14 protein-coding genes and 1 tRNA gene are annotated in these 25,504 nt (G+C 70.4%); 5 read left to right on the top strand and 10 right to left on the bottom strand.

What is annotated here, in order from left to right:
- Positions 1–519 precede the first annotated feature (519 nt).
- The 5 genes from ABZV42_RS03355 to ABZV42_RS03335 form a co-directional block, all read right to left on the bottom strand.
- Positions 520–1,215, bottom strand: a complete 696-nt coding sequence (locus tag ABZV42_RS03355; RefSeq protein WP_356050763.1) for a hypothetical protein — start codon at positions 1,213–1,215, stop codon at positions 520–522.
- 13 nt (positions 1,216–1,228) lie between these two features.
- A complete protein-coding gene (locus tag ABZV42_RS03350; RefSeq protein ID WP_356050762.1) occupies positions 1,229–6,190 on the bottom strand; it encodes an RICIN domain-containing protein in 4,962 nt (1,653 codons plus the stop codon).
- Positions 6,191–6,868: 678 nt separating this feature from the next.
- Positions 6,869–9,793 (bottom strand): hypothetical protein, encoded by a 2,925-nt coding sequence (locus ABZV42_RS03345; protein WP_356050761.1) that lies wholly within the window; start codon positions 9,791–9,793, stop codon positions 6,869–6,871.
- A gap of 2 nt (positions 9,794–9,795) precedes the next feature.
- Entirely contained in the window at positions 9,796–11,643 is a 1,848-nt protein-coding gene (locus tag ABZV42_RS03340) for an HSP90 family protein (protein ID WP_355982494.1), read from the bottom strand.
- A gap of 49 nt (positions 11,644–11,692) precedes the next feature.
- Entirely contained in the window at positions 11,693–12,679 is a 987-nt protein-coding gene (locus ABZV42_RS03335; RefSeq protein WP_355982496.1) for a hypothetical protein, read from the bottom strand.
- A 540-nt stretch (positions 12,680–13,219) separates the two neighbouring features.
- Here ABZV42_RS03335 and ABZV42_RS03330 point away from each other — a divergent pair.
- The 3 genes from ABZV42_RS03330 (at position 13,220) to ABZV42_RS03320 (ending at position 17,369) form a co-directional block, all read left to right on the top strand.
- Positions 13,220–15,799, top strand: a complete 2,580-nt coding sequence (locus ABZV42_RS03330) for an ABC transporter substrate-binding protein (protein WP_356050760.1) — start codon at positions 13,220–13,222, stop codon at positions 15,797–15,799.
- A 53-nt stretch (positions 15,800–15,852) separates the two neighbouring features.
- Positions 15,853–17,226 carry a hypothetical protein gene (locus ABZV42_RS03325; protein WP_356050759.1) on the top strand — a complete coding sequence of 458 codons (1,374 nt, stop codon included), beginning with the start codon at positions 15,853–15,855 and terminating at the stop codon, positions 17,224–17,226.
- A 67-nt stretch (positions 17,227–17,293) separates the two neighbouring features.
- Positions 17,294–17,369: transfer RNA gene (locus tag ABZV42_RS03320), tRNA-Gln, on the top strand.
- Positions 17,370–17,592: 223 nt separating this feature from the next.
- Here the strand turns inward: ABZV42_RS03320 and ABZV42_RS03315 are convergent.
- The 5 genes from ABZV42_RS03315 to ABZV42_RS03295 form a co-directional block, all read right to left on the bottom strand.
- Positions 17,593–19,089 carry an MFS transporter gene (locus tag ABZV42_RS03315; protein WP_356050758.1) on the bottom strand — a complete coding sequence of 499 codons (1,497 nt, stop codon included), beginning with the start codon at positions 19,087–19,089 and terminating at the stop codon, positions 17,593–17,595.
- A 206-nt stretch (positions 19,090–19,295) separates the two neighbouring features.
- A complete protein-coding gene (locus ABZV42_RS03310; protein WP_356050757.1) occupies positions 19,296–20,114 on the bottom strand; it encodes an ABC transporter permease in 819 nt (272 codons plus the stop codon).
- Complete coding sequence (locus tag ABZV42_RS03305; RefSeq protein ID WP_356050756.1) at positions 20,111–20,878, bottom strand: ABC transporter permease; 768 nt, start codon at positions 20,876–20,878, stop codon at positions 20,111–20,113. Before ABZV42_RS03305 ends, ABZV42_RS03310 begins: the two co-directional genes overlap by 4 nt.
- Positions 20,875–21,891, bottom strand: coding sequence for an ABC transporter ATP-binding protein (locus ABZV42_RS03300; RefSeq protein ID WP_356050755.1), 1,017 nt, complete (start codon positions 21,889–21,891; stop codon positions 20,875–20,877). The genes ABZV42_RS03305 and ABZV42_RS03300 overlap by 4 nt, the downstream gene beginning before the upstream one ends.
- A gap of 58 nt (positions 21,892–21,949) precedes the next feature.
- Positions 21,950–23,143: a nucleotidyltransferase family protein gene (locus ABZV42_RS03295; RefSeq protein WP_356050754.1), complete on the bottom strand. Its 1,194-nt coding sequence runs from the start codon at positions 23,141–23,143 to the stop codon at positions 21,950–21,952.
- A gap of 433 nt (positions 23,144–23,576) precedes the next feature.
- Between ABZV42_RS03295 and ABZV42_RS03290 the strand changes: the two genes are divergently transcribed.
- The gene (locus ABZV42_RS03290; RefSeq protein ID WP_356050753.1) at positions 23,577–24,554 is read left to right on the top strand and encodes a nucleoside-diphosphate kinase; all 978 of its coding nucleotides are present in this window, start codon (positions 23,577–23,579) and stop codon (positions 24,552–24,554) included.
- Between the two features lie 51 nt (positions 24,555–24,605).
- Positions 24,606–25,418: a metallophosphoesterase family protein gene (locus ABZV42_RS03285; protein WP_355982514.1), complete on the top strand. Its 813-nt coding sequence runs from the start codon at positions 24,606–24,608 to the stop codon at positions 25,416–25,418.
- The last annotated feature ends 86 nt before the right edge of the window (positions 25,419–25,504 follow it).

The following is a 25,504-nucleotide window of genomic DNA, read 5'->3' as shown; positions in this document are numbered from 1 at the left end:
CGAAGGCAGGTTGCCGAGAGTCCGCGCGTCGCGGCGTATCGCCAGGACCGCCTCGTCGTCGACCGACGCCGAGAGCTGCTTGGCGACGACGTCGGTGGCCGTGTCCCCGTCGTGGATCCAGTCTTGATGGAAGAGGCCCATAGCCGTCGGCACACCGAAATCGAATGGCGCGAAGCGTGGCATCGCGTTCCGTCTCCTCACTGCGGAGGTGGCGCTCCAATCGTTGAGGCTGTCTCGCCGTCCGCCTACGACTGTGGGCGACTGGTCCAGATGACGTTGCGGTCTTCGCGTTCGAAGTCGGATCCGACAGGGTCTTCACCGCCGTGCTCGGGCCGGTGGGCGCTCCGGTGCATCGAGGAGATGGGTGAGATTAGTGTCTTTTATTAACGGAGCTTGAACGGGGCTGCGGGGTGGGGGCGTTACGTGGTCCGGCCGTTCCCCCTGGTTCACGAGACGGGCCCTGCCGAGCCGTGGCCTTTTGGCTCGGCAGGGCCCGTGTGCTGTCAGGCCAGGACGGCCCTATCCGACGTTGAGGTTGTCGTCCACGAGGAACTCCGGGTAGCCGAAGCGCTCACCGAGGGCGGTGAAGGCTTCGCAACGGTTCTCGTCGATGGTCACGAAATACTCCTTCATGGCCCGCAGGAACAGCCGGAACCCGAGATCCGCGCAGGCCCCTGTGACGACCTGCTCCAGCGCGGGGACCAGACCGGGCAGCGATCGTTCGTCGGCAGCCCGTTCCAGGCCGTCGGCGACGGTGCCGATCTGATCGAGAACACGCTTGCGCAGATCGGCGTCTGTCACCGGCTGCGGCGCGGGCGGGACGAACATGGCGTCGGCCTCGCGGACGCTTGCGGTCCACGTCTGTTCGATCCGCGCCATCCACTCCCTTCCGCTCAGGCCGTGAGCCGCGGGGTCGAAGTACCCTTCCGTGGCTCCCAGCCACACGGTGCGCAGCACGTCGTCCGGCAGCGCGGAGGACAGAAGCCTCCGCGCGTCCTCGCCGATCTGTATGGCGATAGCGCGGTGCACCGTGCCGACGGCTCCCTCGACCAGACCCAGCTGGGCGGCCACGGGATTCGGGGGTACGAACCGGGCGGAGTCCTCTGCGGACAGCCACATCGGGTACGCCGACTTCGACGCGAGCCAACTGAGCCCGATGTCCAGGATGAACGCGTCGTCTCGGGCGTGTTCAGCTGGTTCGCCTTGTCCTGTCATCACGGTCATCTTCTCATTTCGGATAGGACGTGTAGACGACGTACCTGCTGGGCTTGTGCTTGCCCGCGTACTTGAGCTGGACGACGACCCGGTTTCCGGTGCGCTCACCCTGTACTCCGTCCTTGACCCAGACGCGGCCAAGGGACCCCTCGTTCCTCAGCTGCCATTCGAAGTCGAGCAGGTCGTGCCGAGGATCGAACGCCGGGTTCCGGGACTGCTCCGTGAGCCACGAGTCCAACCGCTGCACATTTTTCGGCTTCTTGATCCAGGCATCGAACGCGGCCTGAACGCTCCTGACGGCCGTCGCCTCGTCGTTCCACCGGCTGGCCCTGCCCTTCGCCTTGGCCGCGTTCGCCATGTCAGTGTCGCCGGGCCGCACGTGGTGTTCGAGGGTATGGGCCCCCTCGATGCCCTCGTCCTGCACCAGGTTCAGGCAATTGTGGACGAGTACGTCCCGGGAGTGTCCGCCCTGCGGGCGGACGTAGAAGGTGTGCAGGCCGTCGACGGTCAGGTCGTAGACCGGACGCGGAGCCAGCCCGGGCCGGTCATGCAAGGCGGTGACGGACTGCAGGGCCCCGTCCGAGGTCCGGAGCCGGTCGCCCACCCGCAGGTCCGACACGTGCACCCAGTCGTGCCCGGCCACGTACACCCGGTGTCCGCTCGTGCTCGTCAGTGTGCCGCCGCCGGCCAGAGAGACCTCGACCAGGTGGTCCGTGCGATGCCGGAAGGTGTCGGTGACGGGCTCGGGCCGAGCGCGACCGGAGGCCAGGTCGGTGGCCAGCACCAGGTCACCAACTCGAACGTCCAGGATCGGCCTGCGCGTGCCGTCGGCCATCAGTACCCGGGTGCCACCCGGGAAACTGTTCCTCTCACACGCGGTCACGGCCTCTTCGTAAGTCTGGACCTCCCTCTCGATCGCGGCGACCGCCGCGGCGTCGACGCCCTTGAGGGTTTTGAGGGCCTGGAGCGCGTCCCGGACGCCGATGCCGGTGACGAACGCGGCGTCCACGGCGCGTACTGCTTCCGCGATGGGTTGGATGAGCTTGCCGGCGAACAGGCTGGCGACGTCCAGCGATGCCCAGGCGCATCCGCTCCAGCTGCCGCTCTCAAAACCGGAGGTGAACTTCTGGGCGCATTTGATCCAGTTGCCGAAGAGGATGTCGATGGGATCGACGCCGTCCTGCCACTCGGCGATCGTGATGGTGTGGGTGACTTCCTGGGACAGTTCGCCGGTCGTGATCTGGCCGAGATACGTCGTGGCCTCGGTCGGGCACATGAGCTTCTGCGGGTCGATGCCCTCGGCACTGCACAGGTACAGGTCGACAACGGCCTTGTACTTGATCTTCGAGGTGATCGTGCAGTTGCCCCGGTAGGCGAGGTGGTCCCACCAGTGGTCGCAGCCGCCGGTCTTCTTGATGACCTCCGGATCGCCGACCTTCTCGATGTGGTCGATGACGTGGAAGACGTTGCCGATCGAGTGGCCGTTCTCGTCGGGAACGGTCCCGTCGTTGATCTGCTTCGCCTTCTCGGCCTTTTCGGCCCTGTCGGCCGCTTCCTGGGCTTCCTTGGCGTATTTGTCGGCGTCCTTGGCGGCCTGTTCGGCTTCGGTGGCGGCCGTGTCGGCGCGGGTGGCGGCGGCTCGGGCGTCCTTGGCGTCCTGTTCGGCCTGGGCTGCCGCTGAGCGGGCGGCGGAGGCGTCGAGTTCGGCGGCGTCGGCGCTGTCGCGGGCGTCCTTGGCGTAACCCTCGGCGTTGCCTGCGGCCTTGTCGGCGGCCGCGGCGTCCTCGGTTGCCTGATTGTCGTATTCGACGGTGCGGGCCAGTGAGGACGCAGCGGCGGACGCGGCCTTGGCGGCGTCGGCGGCATATCCGAGTGCGTCCTTGGCGTACGTGCGGGCGTCGGCTGCGTATCCGGCGGCGTTGGCTGCGTGCTGGTAGGCCTCCTTGGTGTCGCCCTTGGCCTGGTCGGCGAGGTTCTTGGCGGACCGGGCCTCGGCGGCGGCGTTCGTGGCGTGCGCCTCGGCGACGGCCTGCTGCTGGTCGGCGATCGACTTGGAGCCCTGTCCGGTCAGGACGACGAGCCCGGCGGCAGAGTCTGTGTCGACGTAGGCGGAGCCGAGCTGGATGGCATCGTTGGACGGGTCTGCGACCTGCTCGGCCGACTTGCCAGCGTCCGCGGCGGCCTGAGCGGTGACGTGGGCGTAGCCGGCGGCTTTCGCGGCGGCCGCGAGGGCCTTTGCCGCCTCGGCGTTGGCGGTGTTCGCCTGGGTCTTGGCGTCCTTGGCGTGCTGTTCGGCTTCGTCGGCGAGCTTGACCGCGGCCCTGGCCTCGGCGGAGGCGTCCTTGGAGGCCTTGATGGCGTCGGCGACCGCGCTGGTGGCGGTCTTGACGGCGGCGTCGGCCTTCAGCTTGTCGGCCTGGGCGGCGTCCGCGTCGGAGCGGGCGCGCTTGGCGGCAGCCTCGGCGCGGGTGGCCGCGGCGTCCGCGTCGGCTGCCGCCTGGGTGGCGGCATCCGCCTCTGAGCGGGCCTTGGTCGCTGCGGTTTCGGCGTCGGTGGCGTGCTCGTCGGCCTCGTTGGCGGCGGAGCGGGCCGCGTCGGCCGCGTCGCCGGAGTCCAGGGAGTCGGCGTACGCCTGTTTGGCATCGGCCTTTGCGCGGGCGGCGTCGGCCTTCTGCTCGGCGTCCCAGGCGTCGTCGCGCAGGGACTTGGCGTGGTCCTTGGCCTTGACCGCGTCGTCGCGCCGGTCCCCGGCGGTCTTTTCGGCGGATTCCGCCTTGTCCTTGGCGTCCTTCGCCTTCGTCGCCTCGGACTCGGCGTTCTTGCGGTGCTGGGCGGCTTCGGCGCGGCTGGCGGCGGCGTTCGCCTTCTCTGCCTTGGCCGTCTTCTCCTCGGCCTCGGCGGAGAGGCGTTTGGCGTGTGCGTCGGCGGCGGCCGCCTTCGCGTCCCCCTCCGCCTTGACGGCGTCGGTGAGTTTCGCCTCGGCGTCCTCCTTGTCCTTCTTGGCGTTGTCCCGGTGTGTCTTGGCCGCGTCGGCGGCCGCCTTGGCCTGCAACTCGGCCGTCTCGGCAGCCTTCTTGCGAAACTCCGCCTTGGACTGCGCGGCCTGCGCCAGAGCCCGCTGCGCGATGGTCGCACTGTCGCCGGCGGAGGCGCGGGTGGCGGCCTCGGCCGTCTCACCGGCCTTCTCCAGTGCCGCGACAGCCGCCGCGGCACCCTGAGTGACCTGGTCCTTCTGCTGCCCCACCAGTAGGCCACGCCCCCGCGGCGCGCCCTTGGTGTCGGCGATGCCGTAAGCGGCCTGCACCGCCGTGTCCGACGTCGTCGCCGCCTTCTGCGCGGCGGCCAGCTGCGTCTTCAAAACAGTGAGCTGCTTCTTCGCAGCAGTCTGCGCCGCGGCGATCCCGGCCGTCGCCTTGGTGAACTGGGCCTTGTCCGGGTAGTCCAGCTGTCCGGTGCCGTCGTGGCCGGACGGCTTGATGTCGAACTGCTGCGCGGAGGAGCCGTTGCAGGTGTAGAGCTTGGCGTCATTGCCGTTGTCGAAGGTGTGCAGGTCAAGGCACTTGCCCGTACCGACGCTCTTCAGGCTGGTGGCACCGCGCAGCTCGGACGCCCAGGTCTGCGACGTGGAGTCCTTGCACGACGAGATCTGGATCTTCGTGCCGTTCGCCGTGTCGTTCCCGGCCACGTCCAGGCACTTGAGCGAGTTGACGTTCTGCAGGTGCAGCTTGTCCTCGCTGCCCCACAGCACCCACTTCTGCGCCGCGGAGCCGTTGCACGTGTACACCTGAACCGGCGTGCCGCTGTCCTTCTTGGCGCCCTGGACGTCGAGGCACTTGTCCTTCGCGGCGTGCACCTCGATGACGGTGGGGCTGTCGCCCACCCAGCCCAGACCGCCCGGGCTCCAGTAGTCCTGCCAGCGTGTGAGGTGGTCGGCCACCCAGGACTGGCCCAGCATCTCGCTCAAGGCTTTCGCGCCCTTGGAAAGAGCGTCGACGGCGTTCTCGTTCGCGTCGAGAATCTGGTTGCGCTGGGTGGCCTGGGAGGCGACCTCCTGCTGCCACTCGTCGGCCGCGGCGGAGGTGACGTCGCCCAGCACGTTGTCCGGGTCGAGCGGGTCACGCCAACCACAGGCGGCGAAGCGGGACTTCACGTCCTCGACGGCGATGCGGTATTCCGGCGTTCCCGGCTGCGGCGCGGTGCGCGCGAAGCCGCCCGAGGACAGGAAGGCACGCGCGTCGTCCGCGCCCGCATTCCTCGCGGGGCCCCCGTGCATCCACTCGAAGGCATCGCGCTCGGCGAGCGTGCGATTCCCCCCGGGCTGGCTGGGGTCGGGAAAATTCGCGTAGAGGGGGCTGCCGAGGTCGTCGACGGCCTTGAGAGTCCTGGCGTCCACCTTGGGGGTGGCGTCGTCGTAGAAGTCGGAGTCGTTCTGCCAGAACCGGTCGGCGACCCAGGCGGACAGCCCGGTCTGGGAGTAGAAGCTCTTGTCGCCGTCGGGCGGCCAGTGGAACTCCGCGTCGGTGAACCCGCCGGGATTCTGAAGGCCGTTGAGAGGCTTCTTCCACCCCTCGCGCTGAGCGGAGAGCGCGTCGATCTCCTTGCCGGCCGTGTCGCGGTCGTTCTTGTACGCGACGGCGAGCGGTGTCTGTTCCCAGCTCTTCCGGTCGGCCAAGGCGTGCAGCTTGTCCGGCGTCTGATCGAGGCCGTTCTGCGCGGTCGCGGCCATCGCGGGGCCGCCCAGGCGCAGTACGTCGGCCATCAGGCACTGGTCCTGGCGCAGTTGCTCGGCCGCGGTGTCGTCGTACCAGGAATAGGAGTCGCCCACCGGGGCGGCGTTCGGCTTGGCCGCGCCTGGTTGGACCGCGAGGCCCGCCACCACGGCCAGCGCGGCGGCAGAGGTGACGGCGGAGGTCAGTTTTCCCGCCCTGCCCAGTCTTCGGGCCCTGGGCAGGCGGAACCAAGGTTTGGGGTGCACAGAGCATCCCTTTCTGCTTCATCTGGGGTGGGCCGGAGAAACGGCGGCAGCAGAAAGTGGCCTACTGCTCCTGAGTAGTCCTCAGGAGCACGCTCCAGCGCATGCCTTGACGCGTACGGGCAGCCCGTACGAGGGCATGACGACTACAGCCCCTCCCCGTGAGCGACGGCGTTCCCCCCGGTCGCTGATTGATGCGCGCGGACTTCGGACTGGTCAGGTCCTCGTTGGGCGCGGCACGACCCTACAGCGATCACGCTCATGTCCGCACAGAAGTTCGAGCTGCTCGCTGGCCTGAAACCGCCTGCCGCGTTGCGGGCGGTGGTTCGGGCCCAGTCTTCGATACGCGTGGTTTCGTGTGCATCCTGTGTCGAGGGCTGGGTGCTTGATCGTTGGCCAGTGGGGGGAATGTGGCTGATTTTCGTCTGTGTTGACCCCTCATGAGAGATCGCGAACCGGTCGGAGTCGTCTCGTCGACGCTGCCGCTGGTGGACCACGCCACGGCCGAGGCGATCCCCAAGGCCTCCGGCGCACCCGTACGGTGCCGTGCGGCATTCAGCAGTTCGTCCGCTCGCCGGCGCAGTGCGGCGGGCCCCTCAGGCGGCTGGACCGCTGACCGAGGTGGGAAGCGCTTCGGCCGCGGTGGCGAGAAGGAGGCTTCCCGGCACCGCGGCCGTCGGGTCACTTCTCGTCGCGCAGGCGCGTGGTCAAGGCGGTCAGGGGCTCGGCCTCCTTGGTGTGGCCTGACGCGGTCAGGAGGGATATCGCCGCGTCGAGGCGGGTGAGGGCGGGGGAGACGCGTTCCAGGTAGATGCCTTCCACGGCACCGGCGAAGCGGGTGCACTCGGCCCATTCGCCGACCCGGTCGTCGCCCGGTTCCGGCTCGCCGAGCAGAGCGAGGGCCCTCTCCAGCGCGGCCAGGGCGTCCTCGTGCTCACCGGCGTAGGCGTTGACCCGGCCGTGTTCGTAGGCGAGTGCCGAGTCAAGGGAGCGTCCCCGTGTCTCGTATTCGGCCTCACGGGCCTCCTCGGCGATCCGCTCGGCGTCGGCGAGGAAGGCGAGGGCGTCGGTCAGACCCTCCGCGCCGTGCTCCTGAGCCTGTAGCCGGGCGAGTTCGCGCAGGCAGTTGCTGAGCTGGTCGTACCGCGGTGCCTGAGCGTGGGCCGCGAGTGCCTGGGCCACGGCCTCCCGGGCGCGGTCGAACTCGCCTGCCTCGCCCAGGAGTACAGCCGTCTCGGCGGCGATCATGGCGTGGCTTCCCGGGTCGTCCTCCCAGCCGGCCGACTCGGCCGCGAGCGCGACGAGTTCCGCCGTGGCGGCCTTGAGGTCCTCGCCCGCGTGCAGCGCCCGGGCCCGGGTCAGGCGCAGCTGGGCCAGGAGCCGGTCGTCCAACTCTCCGGCCACGACGTCCGGTTCGGTCATGAGGGAGTCGAGCAGAGCGATGCAGTCCTCGACCCGGCCCAGGTCGAGACCGAGCTGGGCCGCGTTGCCGTATGTGCAATACGCGTCCGTGCGGCTGCCGTGACGCAGGTCCAGCTCCGCCGAGCGGGTCAGGTGGCGCAGTGCCTCGTCGGGGCGCCCCAGGAGCATGCAGACCTCGGCCAAGTCACGGTGGAGGCGGCTCGTGTCGACCGCCTGGGCGGGCCAGTCGGCGGCCAGCCGCAGGCCCTCGCGCAGGCTCGCGTGCGCGCCCTCCGCGTCTCGGAGGCCGATCTGGAGCCGGCCTCGCAGCCCGAACGCGCGGGGCAGGTGCCAGGCGGGGCCGTGGTCCTTCAGCCGGTCGACGAGATCGTCGACCGCGGTCAGGGCGGTGGGCAGGTCGCGGGAGAGCGCGTGCGTGCCGGCCCGCAGCAGCAGCCCGCCGGAGACCTGCCCGACGACGTCGTGCCGGGTGGCGAATACGAGAAGCAGATCCACCTCGGCGAAGACCGGCGCGGAGTGCTCCTCGCTCCCCGACGTCTGGAGACGCAGGCCCAGCGCGGTCGCCCGCAGGCGCAGCAGGCGAGCCTCGTGGACCGGCCAGAGGCCGGGCGTCCCCTCGTGCAGTTCGACCATGGACGCGTGGGCGGCGGTCAGCGCCGCGGCCTTCGCCTCGGTTCCTTCGTCGACGTCCTCCGCGGCGGCGAGCAGGGCGCAGGCGCGGGCGATCGCCGCCCGACCCGGTGTGTCGGCATCGTCGTACAGGCTCGCGGCTTCCTCGTACAGGCTCCGGGCGGCGGCGAACTCGTCCTTGTCGCCCGCGCGGTTCGCCTCGTCGTCCAGCAGGTCCGCGCGCAGCCGTACGAGCGGGCCCACCTCCGGGTCGTTGGGGTGGACGTAGTCGCCGGCTGCGGTGAGGGTGCGAAGCCGGGCCCAGGCGGCCGGTGCGTCCGGGTGACCCTCGTCGTCCAACGTCCTTGCCCGGACGATCAGTTCGCTCAGCGATTCGGGTACGGCGGGGATGGTACGGGTGGCGGGTGCGGCAGCCGGGAGGGCCGTGGCGATGTCGTCGAGGCTGCGGGTGCGCAGGGTCAGCTCGAGGGTGTCCAGGAGCGGGAGACGCTCGATACGAGCCCTGCGGCGGTCGGCGTGTGCGGTGGTCCCGTTACGGGTGTCGAAACGGGCGGTGAGGTCGTCGGCGCGGTTGCCCACCTCGGCACGCAGGCCGGCGACCGTCCAGGTGCGGCCCGGGTATCCGGCGGCGGGCAGCTCACCGTGGCCGAGGTGCTCGATCCGCCGCAGGAGAACCTCCACTCCGGTGAGGAGGTCGAGCATGTCCCGCGGCGAGTCCACCTCGTCGAACAACCCCCGGTTCTCGGCCAGCAGTTCCAGACCGCGGGCCTCGTTGCCGGTCAGTGCGCAGAACTCCAGATGACGGCCGACCTCGCCCGACATCGAGGCGTTGCGGCGGCAGGCGCGATAGCCGGCGAGGTGCAGCTCGACGGCCCGCTCGACGTCCGCGGTGCGCAGCAGGGGCAGCAGCGCGTGCGAGATGGAACGGGCCGGCTCCTCCTGGCAGGAATCCTTCCCGGCCAGGACGGGCTCCCAGACGCGCAGAGCCCGCTCGTCGTCGCCCGCCGCGAGGTGGTAAAGGGCACGCTCGCAGATCTCGCAGGCCTCGCAGTCGCTGAGCCGGGTGCGGGGCCGGCCCGCCCACAGTTCGAAGGCGAGGGCGGTGTCCTCGCCGGTGTGGGCGGCGAGTTGGTACGCCCGCCCGTAGTAGGGCTGGAGGCCGAGGTCGGCCTTCTCGTACCGGTCACGCATCTCCGTCTGCCACTGGCGCAGGCCGGCCAGCGGTACCTCGGGCAGCGCCAGCAGGGCGTTGGCCACCCACTTGAACCGCCAGAACAGCATGTGGCGCAGGCGCTCGTCGAAGACGTCGGGCTGCTCGTCGAACAGATTGAGCAGGCGGGCGAAGACGACGGGCGACTTCCGCGGCTCGGAGCCGTAGGTGTACGCCTCCTGGAGTTCGAGGAGGGCGTAGATCAGGGGTACGGGCTCCTTGAACTCCTCAGCCGCCTCGACGAGTTCCTCGGCGGTGACGGTGCGCGTACGGCCGTAGGGGCGCCGGTCGTTCTCCTGGAGCGCCTGGAGCAGCTCGTCGGTGGTCTGGGGTGCGGTCGGCATCGTCAGCTGTCCTTGCGCAGGGCGTGGGCGAGAAGGTCGAGGAAGGAGCGGTTGATGAGGCTCGACTCGGCGGGCCTGAGCGGACGCCGGGACAGCATCGCGGCCTGTCCGTAGAGGGCTTCGGCACTGGTGCGGGCCAGCTCCGGCTCGGCGATGGTGACGGCCGTGCGGACCAGCGGGTTCAGCTGGTTGAGGATCAGCTGGGCCCGCGGAGCCTCCTGCCTGAGCGCGCCGAGAATGTCCCCCCATACGCCGCCTTCCTGCTCGCGGGCGAGCTGGGAGCGGGTGCGCTCGTGCCGGGCCTCACGGCTGTCGACGAGGAGGGCGGGGGCGGAGGCGGGCTGGAACGCGCGCAGGGCGACGTCGCAGTCGAAGACGGCGAGGGCGTCACGAGCCTGGGCGAGATAGGCCGCGGCGGCCAGTTCCGTCTCGCGGTCGACGGGGTCGAGATGGGCTGTCAGGGTCGCCGGGTCGAGGTCCGCGACAGTGGCCTCGGGCCTGATCTCCGGCAGTCGGTGCACCAGTTCGCGGTCGTACGTGTAGCCGCCGTTGACGACGCCGAGACCGGCGGCCGAGGCGATCGCCGCGACCTGCCGGAACTCCTCCACACTCGATGTCACGAGCACGGTCCGGTGGGTGCGTGCGAACTCGTCGAGTGTGGCGTGCCCGTCGGTGGTCTCGAACGGCAGCCAGGGCAGCAGCATCCGCAGGATCTCGTCGTCGTGCACCGCGAGCGACTTGACGGCCAGGTGGTGCACCTGGAGGAAGCGGGCGAGCAGGTCCGGATCGCTGGCGGCGGCCTTCGCGATCCAGTCCCGCAGCCGCGCGGCGAGGGCGTCGCGGACGGCGGCGAGGGTGTCGTCCTCGTACAGTGACTCGCGGGAGGCCGTCGGGCGCAGGCTCTCGGCGTCGACGACACAGCGGACGAAGAACGCCCACTCGGGCAGGATCTCCTCGGCCTGCTCGGACAGCAGCATCCCCTTGACGTGCACGCGGTGCCCGTGGCGGCGCCCGGCCGGCACCGTCTCGGGCAGCACGCAGGCGATGCCCCTGAGGCCCACGGCCGGCAGGTCCAGCTCGATCGTGTCCAGCGGCTTGAAGCCGAAGACCTCCTCGCCGTAGGCGGCCAGGGCGCGCGAACGGGCTCCGGGCGTGGGATACGTGACTGCCCAGGGCGCGGGTTCGGGGTTGACCGGCGCGGCCGTGCCGCCCGCACCGCCGGTGAAGGTCACCGGGTGGCGCAGCAGGGAGCCGAAGTGCCGTGCCAGTGCTTGGACTTGGACCGGCCGGGTCCATTCGCCGGCGTCGGCGCGCGGTGTCAGGGTGACGGTGGTGCCGGGCCGGGGGCGGGCGGACGCGGGCAGGGTGCGGACGCTGTAGCTGCCGTCGCCGCGCCCTCGCCACTCCACGGCGGGCGCGTCGGGGGTACGGGCGGAGCGGCTCAGGACGTGGATCTCGTCGGCGACCAGGAAGCAGGACAGCAGACCGATACCGAACTGGCCGATGAAATCACCGCGTTGCTCGGCAATGCGCTCCGCGCGCTTGCTGCTGCGGCCGATCGTGGCGAGGAAGGTGTGCACGTCGGCCTCGGTGAGACCGACACCGTCGTCCTCGACACGCACCACCGAACCGTCGGCATGCAGACGGATACCGAACGCGTCGGCGGGGGCGCCCGGTTCGAGGGTGTGCCGGGCCGTCAGCGCGTCGACCGCGTTCTGAAGGAGTTCACGCAGGTAGACGCGGGGGCTGGAGTAGAGGTGATGGGAGAGGAGGTCGACGAGGCCGCGCAGATCCACTTGGAAGGTGCGGTCGTCGCCGGCCGGGATCGCGGCGCTGTCATGCAGTGTCATCGGGCAGTCCGGAGGGGGAGAGAAGGCGGATGGCGGGATCGGCGTGTGCTCAGGCGCCGCGGAGATGGAGGGCGAACTGCTTCTCGGGCTCCGTGAAGTAGGTCCACGGCCAACTGGTGTAGGCGCCGTCGAGCGCCTGGAAGACACGGCGGACCGTGTGGCGCTCACCGGCCAGCGACAGGGCCATCGCGAAGACGTTGAAGTCGTGCTGCCAGCCAGGGCGTCGCGTGTAGGCGGGGTGGAGGATGCTGTGGTCGGCCACCGTCCGCAACTCGGCCTGTATCTCGGGGGTTTCGAGGAAGTCCGAACGCTCCGACTCGACCCAGTCCTCGATGTGGGCCATGGCGATCACACAGCCGAGGCGATGCCCCTGCGGGGCGCGGCCGATCGCGTCGCGCGCGAACGCCAGGGCCTCTCCTGGATCGCCGCCCCAGCGGGGCTGCAACTGCGACACCCACTCGATGTGGGTCTCCAGATCCAGTGGGTCACGGCGCAGAGCTGCGTCGAGCCGGGCCTCCTTCACGGCGGAGGGCAGCGACATGCCCCGGCCGGAGGTGAGCAGACGGCGCCAGGGGGTGATCCACTCCGGGCGCAGCTCGGCGGCCTCGAGCAACTGCTCCTCCCCGATGAGGAGTCGCTCGTGGAAGACACGCCATTGTTCCTGCGTGACATGCGCGGCGAGCGCCCTGGTCCGTGCCTCCCAGCCCCAGAAGACGTGACGCGCGCCGGATATCAGCAGGGCCGTCGCCCGGTGTTCCTTGTCCTCTTCGACGGCCCGGCCGATCCAGTTCTGCACCCCGTTCAACTCGGCTATTTCGGCAAGGACTTGATGGTCGCGCCCGAGATCGAAAGGGGCCAGCGCCGCCTTGACCGCCTCCCAGTCGCCGTCCTCGGCCGCCCCCACCAGCGCGCACACCCGTACGTCTCCGAGCGCGCGCAGCGTGTGCATCCCGTTCCTGCCCCTGCGCGATACCGGAAGCGCGTACGGATCCGCCGCCGGTCTCTCCGCACCCCTGCCGAAAACCCTGCCCCACATGCCGCGCCCTCCCCTGGTCCTGCATGATCGTTCGGTGCAGCATAAGCGGCACTGCTGACAGCGTGGCCACAGAGTTTTCCGGGGCTTCGGGTGCGGCGGGCGTGGGGCCGGACACGTGCACAGGTGAGGCCCCCGACGCTCGGGTTCCGCGAGTGGGGAACCCGGCCCCCAGGCAGCTTTGACAAGCAGTCAGCGCAACGGTCAGATCATGCTTCCGGTTGAGGCCGGTCAATAGCGATCAAAGCCAGGCGAGCTTCGACTATCGAACGAAGTTTCATTCTTCCGTTTCGTCAAATCGCGCAGTGTCCTGTGCAAACCGGCGTTTTGGTGGGCCTCGCTGGGGACACTAACCTGTCATTGCCTTTCACCGGAACGGCGACTTGACAGCGGGGAGAACGCGCCTTGGGCGTCCCGGCAGGTGCACCTCAGGGGTTTCCGTACGAAGCCGGTTCGGAAACATTCACCAACGAGTATTCGACGGCTGTGGCCCCTGGAGCTCGGGACAAACTCAAGAATCCGTTGCCGCTCTTCCTCCTGTCCGTGCCCGCTGCCGACCCGGAGTACGACAAGCATGTGAACAGGGTGGTCGAGGCGCTGCGGGGGGCGATCGAAGACCGGGGCAAGCTCGTGCCGTACGCGGTACTCCGCGTCGGCAACGACCCGGGGGCTTCGTGGGCCCGCGCTGCCGCTGAAGAGCTGTTGCGTGGCATTCCCGGCAACATGACACCGGATCGCCTTCCGTCCTTCTCCCTGCTGAGGGACGTGCTGGCGGAGGCCGTGAAGCTGGGTGACGGGCAAAGGACGGATGCCGCTGCCCGGGCGATCCGGAACAGGCTGTATGCCGTCAGAGCCGAAGCCGCGGGACTCCCGGCCCTCTTGTGGCGGATCGGCGGCGGAGAGCGGCCCTCCGGTTCCCAGGGGGCGATCGGCTGGCTGATCAACACCGTTTGGGCGCCCGCGTTCCAGAATCTGCCGCGGTGGCTCTGGGCACGCTGGAAAACACATCGCCTCACCCGGCCCCTGAGCCTGTCGCCGAGGAATCGCCGACGTCGCCGCCTGGGGACCGAACTGGACGCAGAACGTGGCGAGGACCTGTTCGGGGCGGTCTACCACTGGATGTGGACGTCGGGGCTCTTCAACGGGACACCCCTGGGCGAAGAGGCGTTGCAGGTTTGCGAGAACCTGCTCGTACGGGCTTTGCTGGAGGACCTGGGGGCGCCGTCCGTGGGCGGGCTGCTGCCCAAAAGACGGCGCCGGACCGCACGGCCGGTGCTGTTGCTGGCCCTGCCGCACGACAGCATGCAAGGGGTGGCGGCCGAGCGCTTCCTGAAGGCCTTCCACGCGGCCCATTCAGCCACCGCGGCCAACGCTGCGCAACCGCCCGGCCCGCTCGTCGTCGCGGTGGGGCAGGCTTCGACGGCACTGCTCGACCAGCTGGAGCCCGGCGACCGGAATTTCGCCACGGCGGCGGGCTGCCTCGCGCGCGGGCATGACCGACCGGTCCGGGTGCGGTTCGGCGCGGAGGCTCTCCTGCGGGCGGGACACCCCGTTGCCAAGGCGAAGACCCTGGCGTCCTTCCGCACGAACTGGCGGTTCGCGACGGCCATGGTGACCGCCATGGCGTCGGTCGTCGTAGCCGGGATCGTCATCTGGATCCCCACCCCGCAGATGTCGCCCTGCGTCGGTGGCGACGACACGGTGGACAAGTCCGCCCGCGCGCAGCCGATCGAGGTCCGCCCCGCCGAGTGGTACGACGCGGCAGTGAAGGAGATCGACGCCCAGAACGCGCGGGCGGTGGACTTCGCCAAGGCCGGCAGGACCGTACGCACCGTCGTGGTGTTCGTTTCCAACCGGCCCACCAGCTCCAGGGACACCGTCTTCGACGGCGTCATTCCGGAGCTGCGCGGCATCGCCATGTGGCAGAAGAAGCTCAACGACGACGCGAACTCCGACAGTTCGCAGGTGCCGCTCCGCGTCGACGTCCGCGAGACCGGCGTCGCCTTCGCGGGCGCCGAGCAGGCGGCGAAGGAGCTGGTCAAGGAGATCGGGGACGGCAAGGGGAGCCCCGCGTATCAGCGGGTCATCGGTGTTCTCGGCTATGCGCAGAGCAGGGACGAGACCAAAGCGGCCCTCACGGTCCTCGACCGGGCGAAGATCCTCGCTGTCGACACCACCGCCACCGCCGACGAGATGCTCGGTGGGCAGAACTACTGGCCCATAACTCCGCTCAACAGCCGCGAGGGCGCGATCGAGGCGAACTTCGTCGCCACGTCCGACATCGTGGCCCGACCGGACGGCGGCTGCGTGCCCGCTCGGCACGCCGTCGTCATCGAGACGTACGGGGACCTGTACAGCCGGAGCCTCGCCGGCCAGTTCGTGAAGGACTTCACCGGGAGCAAGCTGCTGCTCAACTTCACGCAGGACAAGGCCTCCGCCGCGCCGCCCGCCGGCACGCCCGCCTACGACACCGCGGCGGATCTCGCGGCCAGGGTCTGCGCCGAAGTCAAGAGACAGCCGGACTCCGTCATCTACTGGTCCGCCCGGGCACGGGACTTCACCGCTTTCATCAACGCGTTCAACACGGACGGCACCTGCCTCCAGCGCGACCTCACCGTGCTCGGCGGCAACGAGCTGACCAACGTGTCCCAGACCGGTGCCTTCAACAACAAGGACTGGCTCCGTCTCTACTACTCCGCGCACCGCCTGCCCGACGACGACAAGCGGGCGAGCGCGATCACCCGCAACTTCGTCAACGACTACGAGAACTTCGTCAGGACCACGACCACCGGCGACGATCCGTGGGTGCAGGACGGGCACTCCGCGGTCGCGTACGACGCGTTCCACACGTTCTCGCTGGTGGCCAACATGACGTACAACCAGCAACCGGCCGCCCCGCCCAGCCAGATGGAGATCAATTTCAGAAACAGCGGAGCCACCTTCAACGGCGCCACCGGCTATGTGCAGTACGCGCCCGGGGTGAATCAGCCGCCTGCCGACAAGACCCTCGTCCTGCTGCGCCAGGTGGGCCAGAAGCCGGTGGCCGTGGCAGCGTGCGGCGCGTTCGACCAGGACCAGTCCAGCGTGGACCAGGGTGAGCCCTGCTCCGCCACGCCCCGCTGACAGAGGTGAATATCCAGTTGGGTGCTCGGCCGAGGAATGACAAGGTGACGCTCATGCCGTCGCCCACCGTCGAAGATCTCCTCCGGGAACTGCACGCCTCGCTCACCCTGCGCAAGCGACCGGAGGATGTGGCCGGGCTCATCCAGGATCTGCACGCGGCACAGGGCACCGAACTCGACGAGGCCACCGAGGCGGCACTCGCCAAAGCCGCCGAGCACTCACTGCGCAACCTCTGGCACGGCTACACCTCCATGCGGGAGGACTTCGCCCGCCCGGTCGGCGCACAGCGCCAGCTCGCCCGAGTGGCAACGCTGTTCGCGGAGGTGCCGGAGCTTCCGGACAGCGCCGGAGACGATCCGGACCGGATCGAAGCGGTGATCCGGAGCGCGGGCGAGTCCATAGGCCGGGTCTACGGCCAGAACGACTTCGGCGTCGACCGCCTCGACCGGGCCGAGCGAACCGCTGCCGGCCTCGGTGAGGTATCCAAGCGCCAGTACAACAAGCGCTTCCGTCTCCTGCGCCGGACGGAGGCCAAACTGGCACGGCTGGTCCACGAGCGACGCCGCCGCGAGGTGACGATGACAGGCAAGGGAGCACTCGCGCACGTACTGCCGTACGGACTCTTCGCCGAGGACCCGGACACGGCGGCCTTCATCGCGTACATCACGGCGCGGGGCCACATGCGCAGCGTCTTCACGGACGTCAGCCAGCGCCAGGTCTACGACGAGGTCGCCGAGGCGCTGTTCCGGCGTCTGCGCGCGCGGCCCGAGCGGACTTGCTGGTCCGCGGTCGCGCATGTGCATCCCACGCCGGAGGTGCTGGCCGCGGTCTCCGACGAGGATCTCACTCGGCTGCTGGTCCGGTGGAACGGCTTTCTGCGGCAGGTCGCGGACCTGCTGGAGGACGCCTGGAACCGGCACCCGCTGGAACGCGGAACCATGGTCGTGCGCCGCGGCGACGACTCGTCGACGTGGAACCAGGCCGCGCAGGCGTGGAACACGGCGCGGGCGCATTGGTTCGCGATTCTGTCCGAACTGGGCGAGGAGCAGATTCTGGACCGGTTCTGCCCGGGCAAGGTTCCCCGCCTGATGGCAGCCGACGTGGCGTACTGGCACCGCGTGAGCGGTGGCGGGCTGCACCCGGACACGTACATCTGGGCAGAGCTGCCCTTGCCCTGGGAAGTACTCCGGGGAGAGAAGGAATGCCCGCGTTCGCTGGTCGAGGCGGTCTGCGCCCGGCATCGGCGGGATCCCGTCGCCGGCGCCTGGACCGCCGCCAGGCCGACGGCCGAGGCTGTCGCCTTCCGTCGGACGCCCGAACTCGTACACGGCGTCGCCGTCGCGGACCCTCTCATGGCCAGTGCCCTCCGGTCGGCGGGAGTGTTCTCCGGCAATGGCAAGCGTGCGGCGGCAGGGGAGTGGCTGTGACTGCCTGCCCGACGGCTCGGGGAATTCGGTTGCCCGGAACATCAGGCCCCGTCATGATCGACGTGGCGACGAGGAAGCTCTGTGGAGGAGCGCCCGGCTCTGATCCCGGGTGGACGTAGGTTCGAATCCTGCCCTCGTCGCCACATCATTGCCGCTGTCGGCAGTCGTGCTCGCGGCCGGCGTCCGAGCCGGTTCAGGATCGTTTCGCGTAGCCGGTCCAGTGCGTGGTCCTGCCCGGCGGCCGGACGCCGGCCCTCGTACCGGAAGCACGAAGGCCTGACGCCGCGAAACCTCGTCTGAGGGGTTGGGCGGCGAAACCTCGTCCGAGGGGTTGGGCGGGGAATCCGTGTCCGAAGGGTTGAGTGGTCAGCCGCGTCGTCCCGCCTTCTCCGTGTCACCGTCCTCGTGACCCCGCCGGACCGTCGCCGGAACCCGTTCCGCCTCGGGGTGGGCCTGGCGCACGCGCAGGTCGGCCACGGCCAGCAGCAGGGCGACCACGCTCATCCCGACGGCGGTGAGCAGCCCGAGCTGAATGGCCGTCACGGAGCGGCCGTGGCCGGTCTGATGCGCGAAGTACACCGAGCCGACCACGGCGATGCCGGCCGCCGAGCCGATGCGCTGGCCCGTCTGGAGCACACCGCCGGCCGCACCGGCACGCTGCACGGGGACGAGGGTCAGAGTGAGCGTCGTGTTGGGGGAGACCGTGAGGCCCGAGCCGAGCCCGCCGATCACCATGGGCAGGGCCGTGGCCCACCCGACACTCTGGAGGGGCACCAGCTGCACCGCCACGACCACCCCGAGCAGGCCCACCACCACCGCGAGGAGGCCGAAGACCACCAGCTTGCGTCCGTGGCGCATCACCAGCTTGCCCCCGATGGCGGCGCCGACCGCGGACGCCGCGGCGAAGGGCAGCACCGATACACCGGCCGCCAGCGCGCTGTACCGGGCCGTGTTCTGGAGGAACAAGGAGTAGACGAAGAAGACCGTGGTGAAGCCCGCGAAGTAGGTCAGGCTGATCAGGGAACCGAGCGTGAACGAGCGCAAGGAGAACAGGTCCAGATCGACCAGTGGGGCGCGCCCGCGCAGCTTCTGACGCCGCTCCCACATCCAGAACGTGAGCAGCAGCAGCGCGGCCACCGGCAGCAGAGCCCACTTCAGTCGGCCGGTCCACTGCTGTTCCTGAACGAGCGGCAGCATGAGCGCGAGCACGGCGGCACCGAGGAGCAGTACGCCGAACGGGTCGAACTCCTCGCGCCTGCCCGTCGACGGGAAGCGGGGCAGCAGCCGCAGTCCCGCGACGAACGCGGCCACCCCGATCGGCAGGTTGACGAAGAACACCCAGCGCCAGCCGTCGTCGGTTCCCACGGCATCGATCAGCAGGCCGCCCGCCAGTGGACCGGCCGCCGTCGAGATCCCGATGACACTGCCCAGCAGGCCGAACGCCTTGGCCCGCTCAGCCCCCTGGAACATCTGCTGGATCAGCCCCGAGGTCTGCGGGGCGACCATGCCGGCCGCCGTGCCCTGGATCAGCCGGAACACCACCAGCCACGTGGCGCTGGGAGCGAGCCCGCACGCCGCCGAGGCCAGTGTGAACAACGCCAGCCCCACCAGGAACGCCTGGCGGCGCCCGCGCATGTCGCCCAGCCGGCCCGCCGGTACGAGCACCAGCCCGAAGGTCAGGGCATACCCGGAGACCACCCAGGACTGGGCGGCCTCCGAGGCTGCCAGCCCGTGCTCCATCGAGGGCAGCGCCACGTTCACGATCGAGGTGTCGAGCAGCGAGATGAAGCCCGCCGTCAGACAGACGGCGAGCGCCTTCCACCGCCGCTGGTCGGGGGTGGGCAGGGCTTGGACAGTGGTCATGGGGTCACGCTAAGCAGCCACCCCGCCCAACGCATGGAAGGGGACGTTCCGCGCGCGTCGTAACCGGCGGGACCGGCAGGACGCCTTTCGTGTCGTACGTGCCACCCGCCGCCCGGCGTTTCAGCCCGGGCGCAGCTTCCCATCGACTCAGGCCGCCCGGCACAGCAGCCCGGATATTGCCCCACCAACCCGGGCCGCCCGCCGCATCAGCCCAGGAACAGTGCCGCCCCGTCCCGCCTGCTTCTGCGGGCCCGTAGAGCCAGCGCGGTGAGCGCCGCCGTCAGCCAGCAGACGCCGATCAGCGTCTCCCAGCCGGCCAATGCGGCCGTGTGCGCGCTCGCCCCGCCCGCCAGCACCTCGCGGATCGCGAGCAGTCCGTGGGTGAGGGGGAGTACTTGGCCGAACCCGGCGAGGACGGGGCCGACGGCGTGCGAGGGCACCTCCGGTCCGCAGACGATCAGCATCACCGTGAACGCCGCGTTGGACACGACGTTGCGCAGGTCCACGGCGGTCAGCACCAGGGATCCGAGGAACAGGCCGAGGCAGTAGCTCGTCACCGCGACCAGAATCAGCAGAGCGGCGAGCAGGGCCACCGAGGTCACCGTCAGACTCAGTCCGGCCACCGGGGCGAGGATGAGGACGGCACCCAGCCCGCAGGCGACCCCGTCCGGCAGCCAGAAGAGGCTCCGTCCGACGAGGACGAGGGCGGGGCTGCTGGGAGAGGCGACCAGCAGGGCAAGGGTGCCGTTCTGGAGTTCCCAAGTGGTGGACGCGGTCGCGAACACGCCGTGCAGCGCGACGAGCGCCACCGCGTTGCCGACCAGGAGATAGCGGGCCTGCCCCGGCCCGAGCAGGTTGCCGATGGTGGCGAAGAAGAGCACCTGGGCGAGCATGCGGACGAACCAGCCGAGCAGCCAGGTCTTCCAGGTGAACACGGTGCCGTAGTCGGCGGCGCCGGCGCGTGCGGCCCAGCCCAGCACCCGGGTGCGGCGGCCCGTCCGGATGTCGTACGCGGTGCGGCTCATCGCAGTCCCACCGTCCCGTTCTCGCGGACGAGCCGTACGACCCTGCCGAGCAGGAGTCGTCCGCCGGCCCCGGTGACGAGGCCGAGACCGAGGATGGCGCCGGTGCGCCACGCGACGGAGGTGACCGGCGCCGGTGCGAGCGCGTCGCGCAGCAGGTCGGAGCTCCAGGAGAGGTAGATCAGACGGCCGACGGGATGGGTCCACTCGGGCAGCCGGTCGAGGGGGGTGAAGACTCCGCCGAGCAGCAGGACGGGGTAGCTGAGGGAGTTCTGGAAGGTACGGGCCGTCCGGGTCGCGACGAACAGCGCGGCCATCAGGGTCGCCGTGCCCGCGGTGGCGAGGGCTGTGGCCAGGAGCGCCAGGGCGAAGACGCCGGGGTGCGGTACGTGGGGAACGGTGCCGAAGCCGAGGAACGCGACGGCGGCGACCTCCAGCACGGTCAGGAGGCTGATCGCCGTGGTCACCCAGACCCGGCTGAGGACCACTCCGGCGAAGTCGGCCGGCGCGGCGATCTGAAGCTCCAGCGTGCCGAGCCAGCGGTCGTTGTCCACGACCTCCCCGGAGATCAGCATCGCCATGCTCCACACCCCCATCAGCACAGGGGCGAGGAGACCGTTGGCGAGGAGGTCGGGACGGTCGTTGTGCCGGATCAGGAGCAGGAAGACCGACGCGAGCAGCGGTGTGCGCACCAGGTCGATGAGGTAGTCGCGGTGGGTGAGGACCAGGCGTCCCTGGAACCGGCCGGCGGCCGCGAGCAGGCTCACCGGTTCACCACACTGCGCGTCTCGTTGCGGTGCACGAGTCGCAGGTAGACCTCTTCGAGGCCGGGGAGTTCGGTGCGGACCTCGGTCACGCCCCGCTCGACGACGAAGGCGAGTACGCGGCCCACGGTCTCCTTGCCGTCCACCGTGACGACCGTCGTGCCGTCGTCGGCGGGTTCCACACCGAGGATGCCCGGGAGTGCCCGTACGAGGGTGAGCAGGGGTTTCTCGGCGCGGATCCGGACGCGTTCCTGGTGCGGGACGAGCCGGGCGAGCGTCTTCGGAGCCTCCGCGGCGACCACCCGCCCGTGGTTGATCATGGTGACGCGGTCGCAGAGCACTTCGGCCTCGGCCAGGTCGTGCGTGGCGAGCAGCACGGTGCGCCCCTCGCCGGCGAGCCGCCGTATCAGCTCGCGCAACTGCCGTGCTGCCAGCGGGTCCAGGCCGCTGGTCGGTTCGTCGAGCAGCAGGACGCGGGGGTCGCCGATGATGCCGCGGGCGAGGTGGAGGCGCTGGCGCATGCCCACGGAGAAGGTCTCCACCCGGTCGTCGGCGCGTTCGGCGAGCCCGAGTTCGTCGAGCAGCACGTCGGTGCGGGCGGCGCCGTCGCGGCTCGTCAGACCGTACAAGGCGGCCCAGTACCGCAGATTCTGACGTGCCGTCAGGCGAGGGTAGAGGCCGCGCTCGCCGCCGAAGACGATGCCCAGCAGGGGCCGGATCAGCCGGTGTTCGGTGGTCAGGTCGTGGCCGAGCACCCGGCCGGTGCCCGAGGTCGGCAGCAGCACCGTGGAGAGGATCTTCATCAGGGTGCTCTTGCCCGCGCCGTTCGGGCCGAGGAGCCCGTGCACCTCGCCCCGCTCCACGGTGACCGAGACGTCGTCGAGCGCTACGACCGCGGGGCCGCGCCGTGTGCGGTACTCCCTTCGCAACCCGCTCGTCTCGACGGCCGGTTCGCCGTCGCGCGGACGGGTACCGCCACCATCACCGCCACCGCTGCCGTTTCCGCTGTCCGTCATCACGCTCCTGTCGCCGTGGGGGTCCTCGGGGGCTTGTCCGCCGGGTGGCGCGGGAGGTTCACGTGCCGGACTCCACGGCGGCCCTGCCACCACCGCCCGCCTCGTCGAGCCACTCCCGCCGGGCGGCGCCCGACACCAGCAGGAACGAGCCGAGTGGGGTCCGCGCGACGAGGTGGCGGCCCACGTCGTCCAGGCGCAGCCGGTCGGCCGGCTCGTCGTCCAGGGGTACGCCGAACAGCGGCAGCCCGGCGCCGAGCAGCCGCCGGGCGCCGATGGCGCGGTGGGCCAGGTCCGAGGCGAGTTCCGCGAGACGTCCGCCCTCGCCCTCGACACCCGACTGGGCGATCAGCGCGGTCGCCCGGACCGGGCTGCTCCAGCGTGCCGTCGTGCGCGCCGCCCGCACCAGCCGGGCGCGTGCCGCGGCCGTCCGGGTGCGCGGCAGTGTCACGGCGGGCCGCCATCCCAGCCGGGCCATGGCACGCACGGCCTCCCGCCACTCCGGCCACAGACCGGTCCTGGAGAGGTCGGTACGCAACTGCCCCACGCCCGTGCCGTCGAGGTGCTGGAGGAGCAGCGCCAGGTCGAGCAGGTCGCGGCTGCGGAACGGGCGCTCCCAGCGTTCAGCCACCAGGGCGACCGCGCAGGCGGCCAGAGGGGAGCGGGAGGGCCGGGTCAGCTGCCATGCCGGGGCGCGGACCTCGGTCACGATCTCAGCGGTGAACAGGCCGACGGCGTACGGGTCGGGGGACGGCTCGGGTGCCGGGCTGCGGAACTCGGCTCCCAGGTGCAGGGGCACGGCGTCGCCCGGCCTCGCGGGGCTCACGGTGAACGCGGCCGGTTTCCAGCCGTCCTCGGTCAGCCGGCGGGCGCAGCTCCACAGGTCCTCGTGTTCGGGACAGACGACGTCGAGATCACCGGCGGCGCGGAGCACCCCCGGCGGGTAGAGGCCGGCGATGGTCATGCCCTTGAGCAGCGCCGCGCTGGGTGCGACCGTCCGTAATCGTGACCAGATCAGGTGATAGTGCTCGACGCGTTCGCGGTGCAGGCGCAGTTCGGCGCTCTCCGCGCCGGTGAGGGGCTCGCCGTCCTCGGCCCACAGGCTCAGCAGGGTCGCGGCGAGTTTGTGGCGGCCGTCGCGGGCTGTTCGCAACAGGGCCTCGTGCGACGCCGAGGGCCCGGCGTCGAGAAGGGCGAGGACCGTCGCGGCCGACACCGCCACGTCCTTCGTCGTCCCGGTCGGTGCGTCTGTCAACGCGGGCTCCGCCCCGGTGCACGAAAGTGGACGGAGTCCCCGGGCCGGGGACTCCGCGGTGGCCAGAGCGGATGGCGATCAGGACCACTGGAGGGCGAAGAGGCCCGGTCCGGATCCCGATCGCATCCGGTGGACGTCTACTTGCCCGGCTTCGGGCGGACCTTGACCTGCTTGAAGGCGACACTCATGGGACCCTCCTTGATGTGGTCGGTCATGGAAAGTAGCCTCAGGGTATTGCCCTCGAATGGTGCATGACAATGATGCAACTTGCTTCGCATACAGCCGAGTTGGTGTGCCGCGCCGGTGTGTGATCGATTCCGGCGGACGAGCGGAATGCCGGAGGAGCATGACGGTCCACGAGTGGTTGACGCCTCCCCTGACGCATGATCCGGTGAGGCGTCGAACTTATCCCGACGACGTCTATTTCCGGGAAATGGCGGCTTTGCTGGATGGCTGGGGGTCGGACCGGGCCGAGGGCGGCTGGGGGACGGACCGCGCCGAAGACGGCTCGGGGAGGGACGGGGCCGAAGACGGCTCGGGGAGGGACGGGGCCGAGGACGGCTGGGGGACGGACGGGGCCGACCTGGCTCTCCTGCGGTCGACTTTCGTGATGTTCAAGCCGGACGCCGTCGTCGGCCGGCGTGTGGAACCCGCGCTCGCCTTTCTGGCGGCCCACGGCTTCGAACCCGTCGGCGCCCTGACCCTGCGGGTCGACGCCCGGGTGTGCCGGGAGCTGTGGCGCTACCAGATCAACGCGGCGCCACTGGCGGTCATCCGGGCCGTGGACATGATCCTCGAGTCCGGACCGCCCTGCCTCTTCGTCGCGCTTCGTGACACCCGGGGGCCTGAGCGGACCGGGACGAGCGCTGCGGAGCGGCTCGCCGAGCTGAAGGGGTCCTCCAAGAACCGTTCGGTGGAGGGTGGTTCACTGCGCAGGGCGCTCGGATGCGAGCTGATGTGCCTCAACTTCCTGCACGCGCCCGACGATCCAGCCGACTTGATCCGCGAAGTGGGCGTACTGCTCCCCGGACGGAGGGAGGAGGCGCTGTCCCTGCTGGCCGCCGCTGTGTCACCCCGCGGTACGGCCGAACCGTACGCCTTGGCGCGCGAGTTGTACGCCTCACATCCGGCCCACCCCCTCATCCGGCCCGCGCCCGAGGGCACTTCCGCCGTGCCCGTGCCTTCCGGGGTTCCACGCGACCCCCAATTGCTGCTGGCGCGGGTGGAGGAACTGGCCGCGGGCAAGGACGGGCTCCCGCTGTGGGACCGCATAGTGATCGCCGCCGAGGCGGTCGAGGGCCTGCCCTCCGAAGGCCGGCCGCTGATCGGCCCGCCGCCCGGCAAACGCCTCACCCACCCCCGCACGGTCCGCTCCGCCGGACCGCCGGCCGGCGCGGCGGCGGATCGCTGAACGCGCCCCGCTCGATCGAGTAGACCCCGACCACCAGGAGGAATGGCACCGATGGCCGAAGTCGACGTCGAACTGCACGGACCCGCGAACTGGGAGGGACCGCCACGCCGGTACGGGCCCGTGGCCCGGGTCGCGGTGCTCTCCGATGTGCACGCCAACATCCCCGCCTTCGACGCGGTGCTCGCCGAACCGGACGTCGCCGCGGCCGACTTCGTCGTCCTCTGCGGCGATCTGACCTGGGGACCGCAGCCGCAGGAGACCTACGAACGGATCGTCGCGCTGGGCGAGCGCGCCTTGTGCGTACGCGGCAACGCCGACCGCTACGCCGCCCAGATCGGGACCGCCGCACGGGTCGCCGACACCCCGCGTCAGTCATGGATCGCCGCACGGCACTCGCCCGAGGCCATCGCCTTCCTCGACCGCCTGGCCTTCGGGGTCGTCGTCGCGATCGAGGGACTCGGACCGGTGCACTTCTGTCACGGCTCGCCGCGCAGTGATCACGAACTGGTCACGCCCGGTACCCCGGCGGAGCGCTTCGCCGAGCTGTCCGCGGCCATCGACGCGCGGGTCCTGGTCACCGGACACTCGCATCTCCAGTTCGACCGCGCCGTGGCAGGCCTGCGCAGTGTGAACCCGGGCAGCGTCGGCCTGCCGTACCACACAGCTGAACCGGGCACCGCGTACTGGGCGTTGCTCGGCCCCGACGTCCGGCTCAGGACCACCCGCTACGACGTCGAGGAGGCCGTCGCGCGTGCCCACCGGGCCGCCGACCCGGACGCGGACCGCTACGCGGACACCCTGTCGAACGCCCCCGATCCGGAAAAGATCGTCGCGGAGGCGGAGAAGCTGATTTTCGTCAATTGATCCACCCGGCCATGATCGCTTTTCCGCGCGACATGATTGCGGCGGAAGGCGGTGATCGTGCCGTCCCGGAATTCTCCACTCCGTCA

The sequence above is a fragment of the Streptomyces sp. NPDC005281 genome, from assembly GCF_040607495.1.
GTDB lineage: Bacteria > Actinomycetota > Actinomycetes > Streptomycetales > Streptomycetaceae > Streptomyces.
Note: the sequence above shows the minus strand (reverse complement) of the source record. Positions and strands in the feature narration are given on the sequence as shown.

Excerpts from the sequence above, each read along its gene's own strand:
- ABZV42_RS03340 (WP_355982494.1), bottom strand. The coding sequence starts at position 11,643 with ATGACACTGCATGACAGCGCCGCGATCCCGGCCGGCGACGACCGCACC.
- ABZV42_RS03335 (WP_355982496.1), bottom strand. The coding sequence starts at position 12,679 with ATGTGGGGCAGGGTTTTCGGCAGGGGTGCGGAGAGACCGGCGGCGGAT.
- ABZV42_RS03310 (WP_356050757.1), bottom strand. The coding sequence starts at position 20,114 with ATGAGCCGCACCGCGTACGACATCCGGACGGGCCGCCGCACCCGGGTG.
- ABZV42_RS03315 (WP_356050758.1), bottom strand. The coding sequence starts at position 19,089 with ATGACCACTGTCCAAGCCCTGCCCACCCCCGACCAGCGGCGGTGGAAG.
- ABZV42_RS03290 (WP_356050753.1), top strand. The coding sequence starts at position 23,577 with ATGGCGGCTTTGCTGGATGGCTGGGGGTCGGACCGGGCCGAGGGCGGC.
- ABZV42_RS03345 (WP_356050761.1), bottom strand. The coding sequence starts at position 9,793 with ATGCCGACCGCACCCCAGACCACCGACGAGCTGCTCCAGGCGCTCCAG.
- ABZV42_RS03285 (WP_355982514.1), top strand. The coding sequence starts at position 24,606 with ATGGCCGAAGTCGACGTCGAACTGCACGGACCCGCGAACTGGGAGGGA.
- ABZV42_RS03300 (WP_356050755.1), bottom strand. The coding sequence starts at position 21,891 with ATGACGGACAGCGGAAACGGCAGCGGTGGCGGTGATGGTGGCGGTACC.
- ABZV42_RS03325 (WP_356050759.1), top strand. The coding sequence starts at position 15,853 with ATGCCGTCGCCCACCGTCGAAGATCTCCTCCGGGAACTGCACGCCTCG.
- ABZV42_RS03355 (WP_356050763.1), bottom strand. The coding sequence starts at position 1,215 with ATGACAGGACAAGGCGAACCAGCTGAACACGCCCGAGACGACGCGTTC.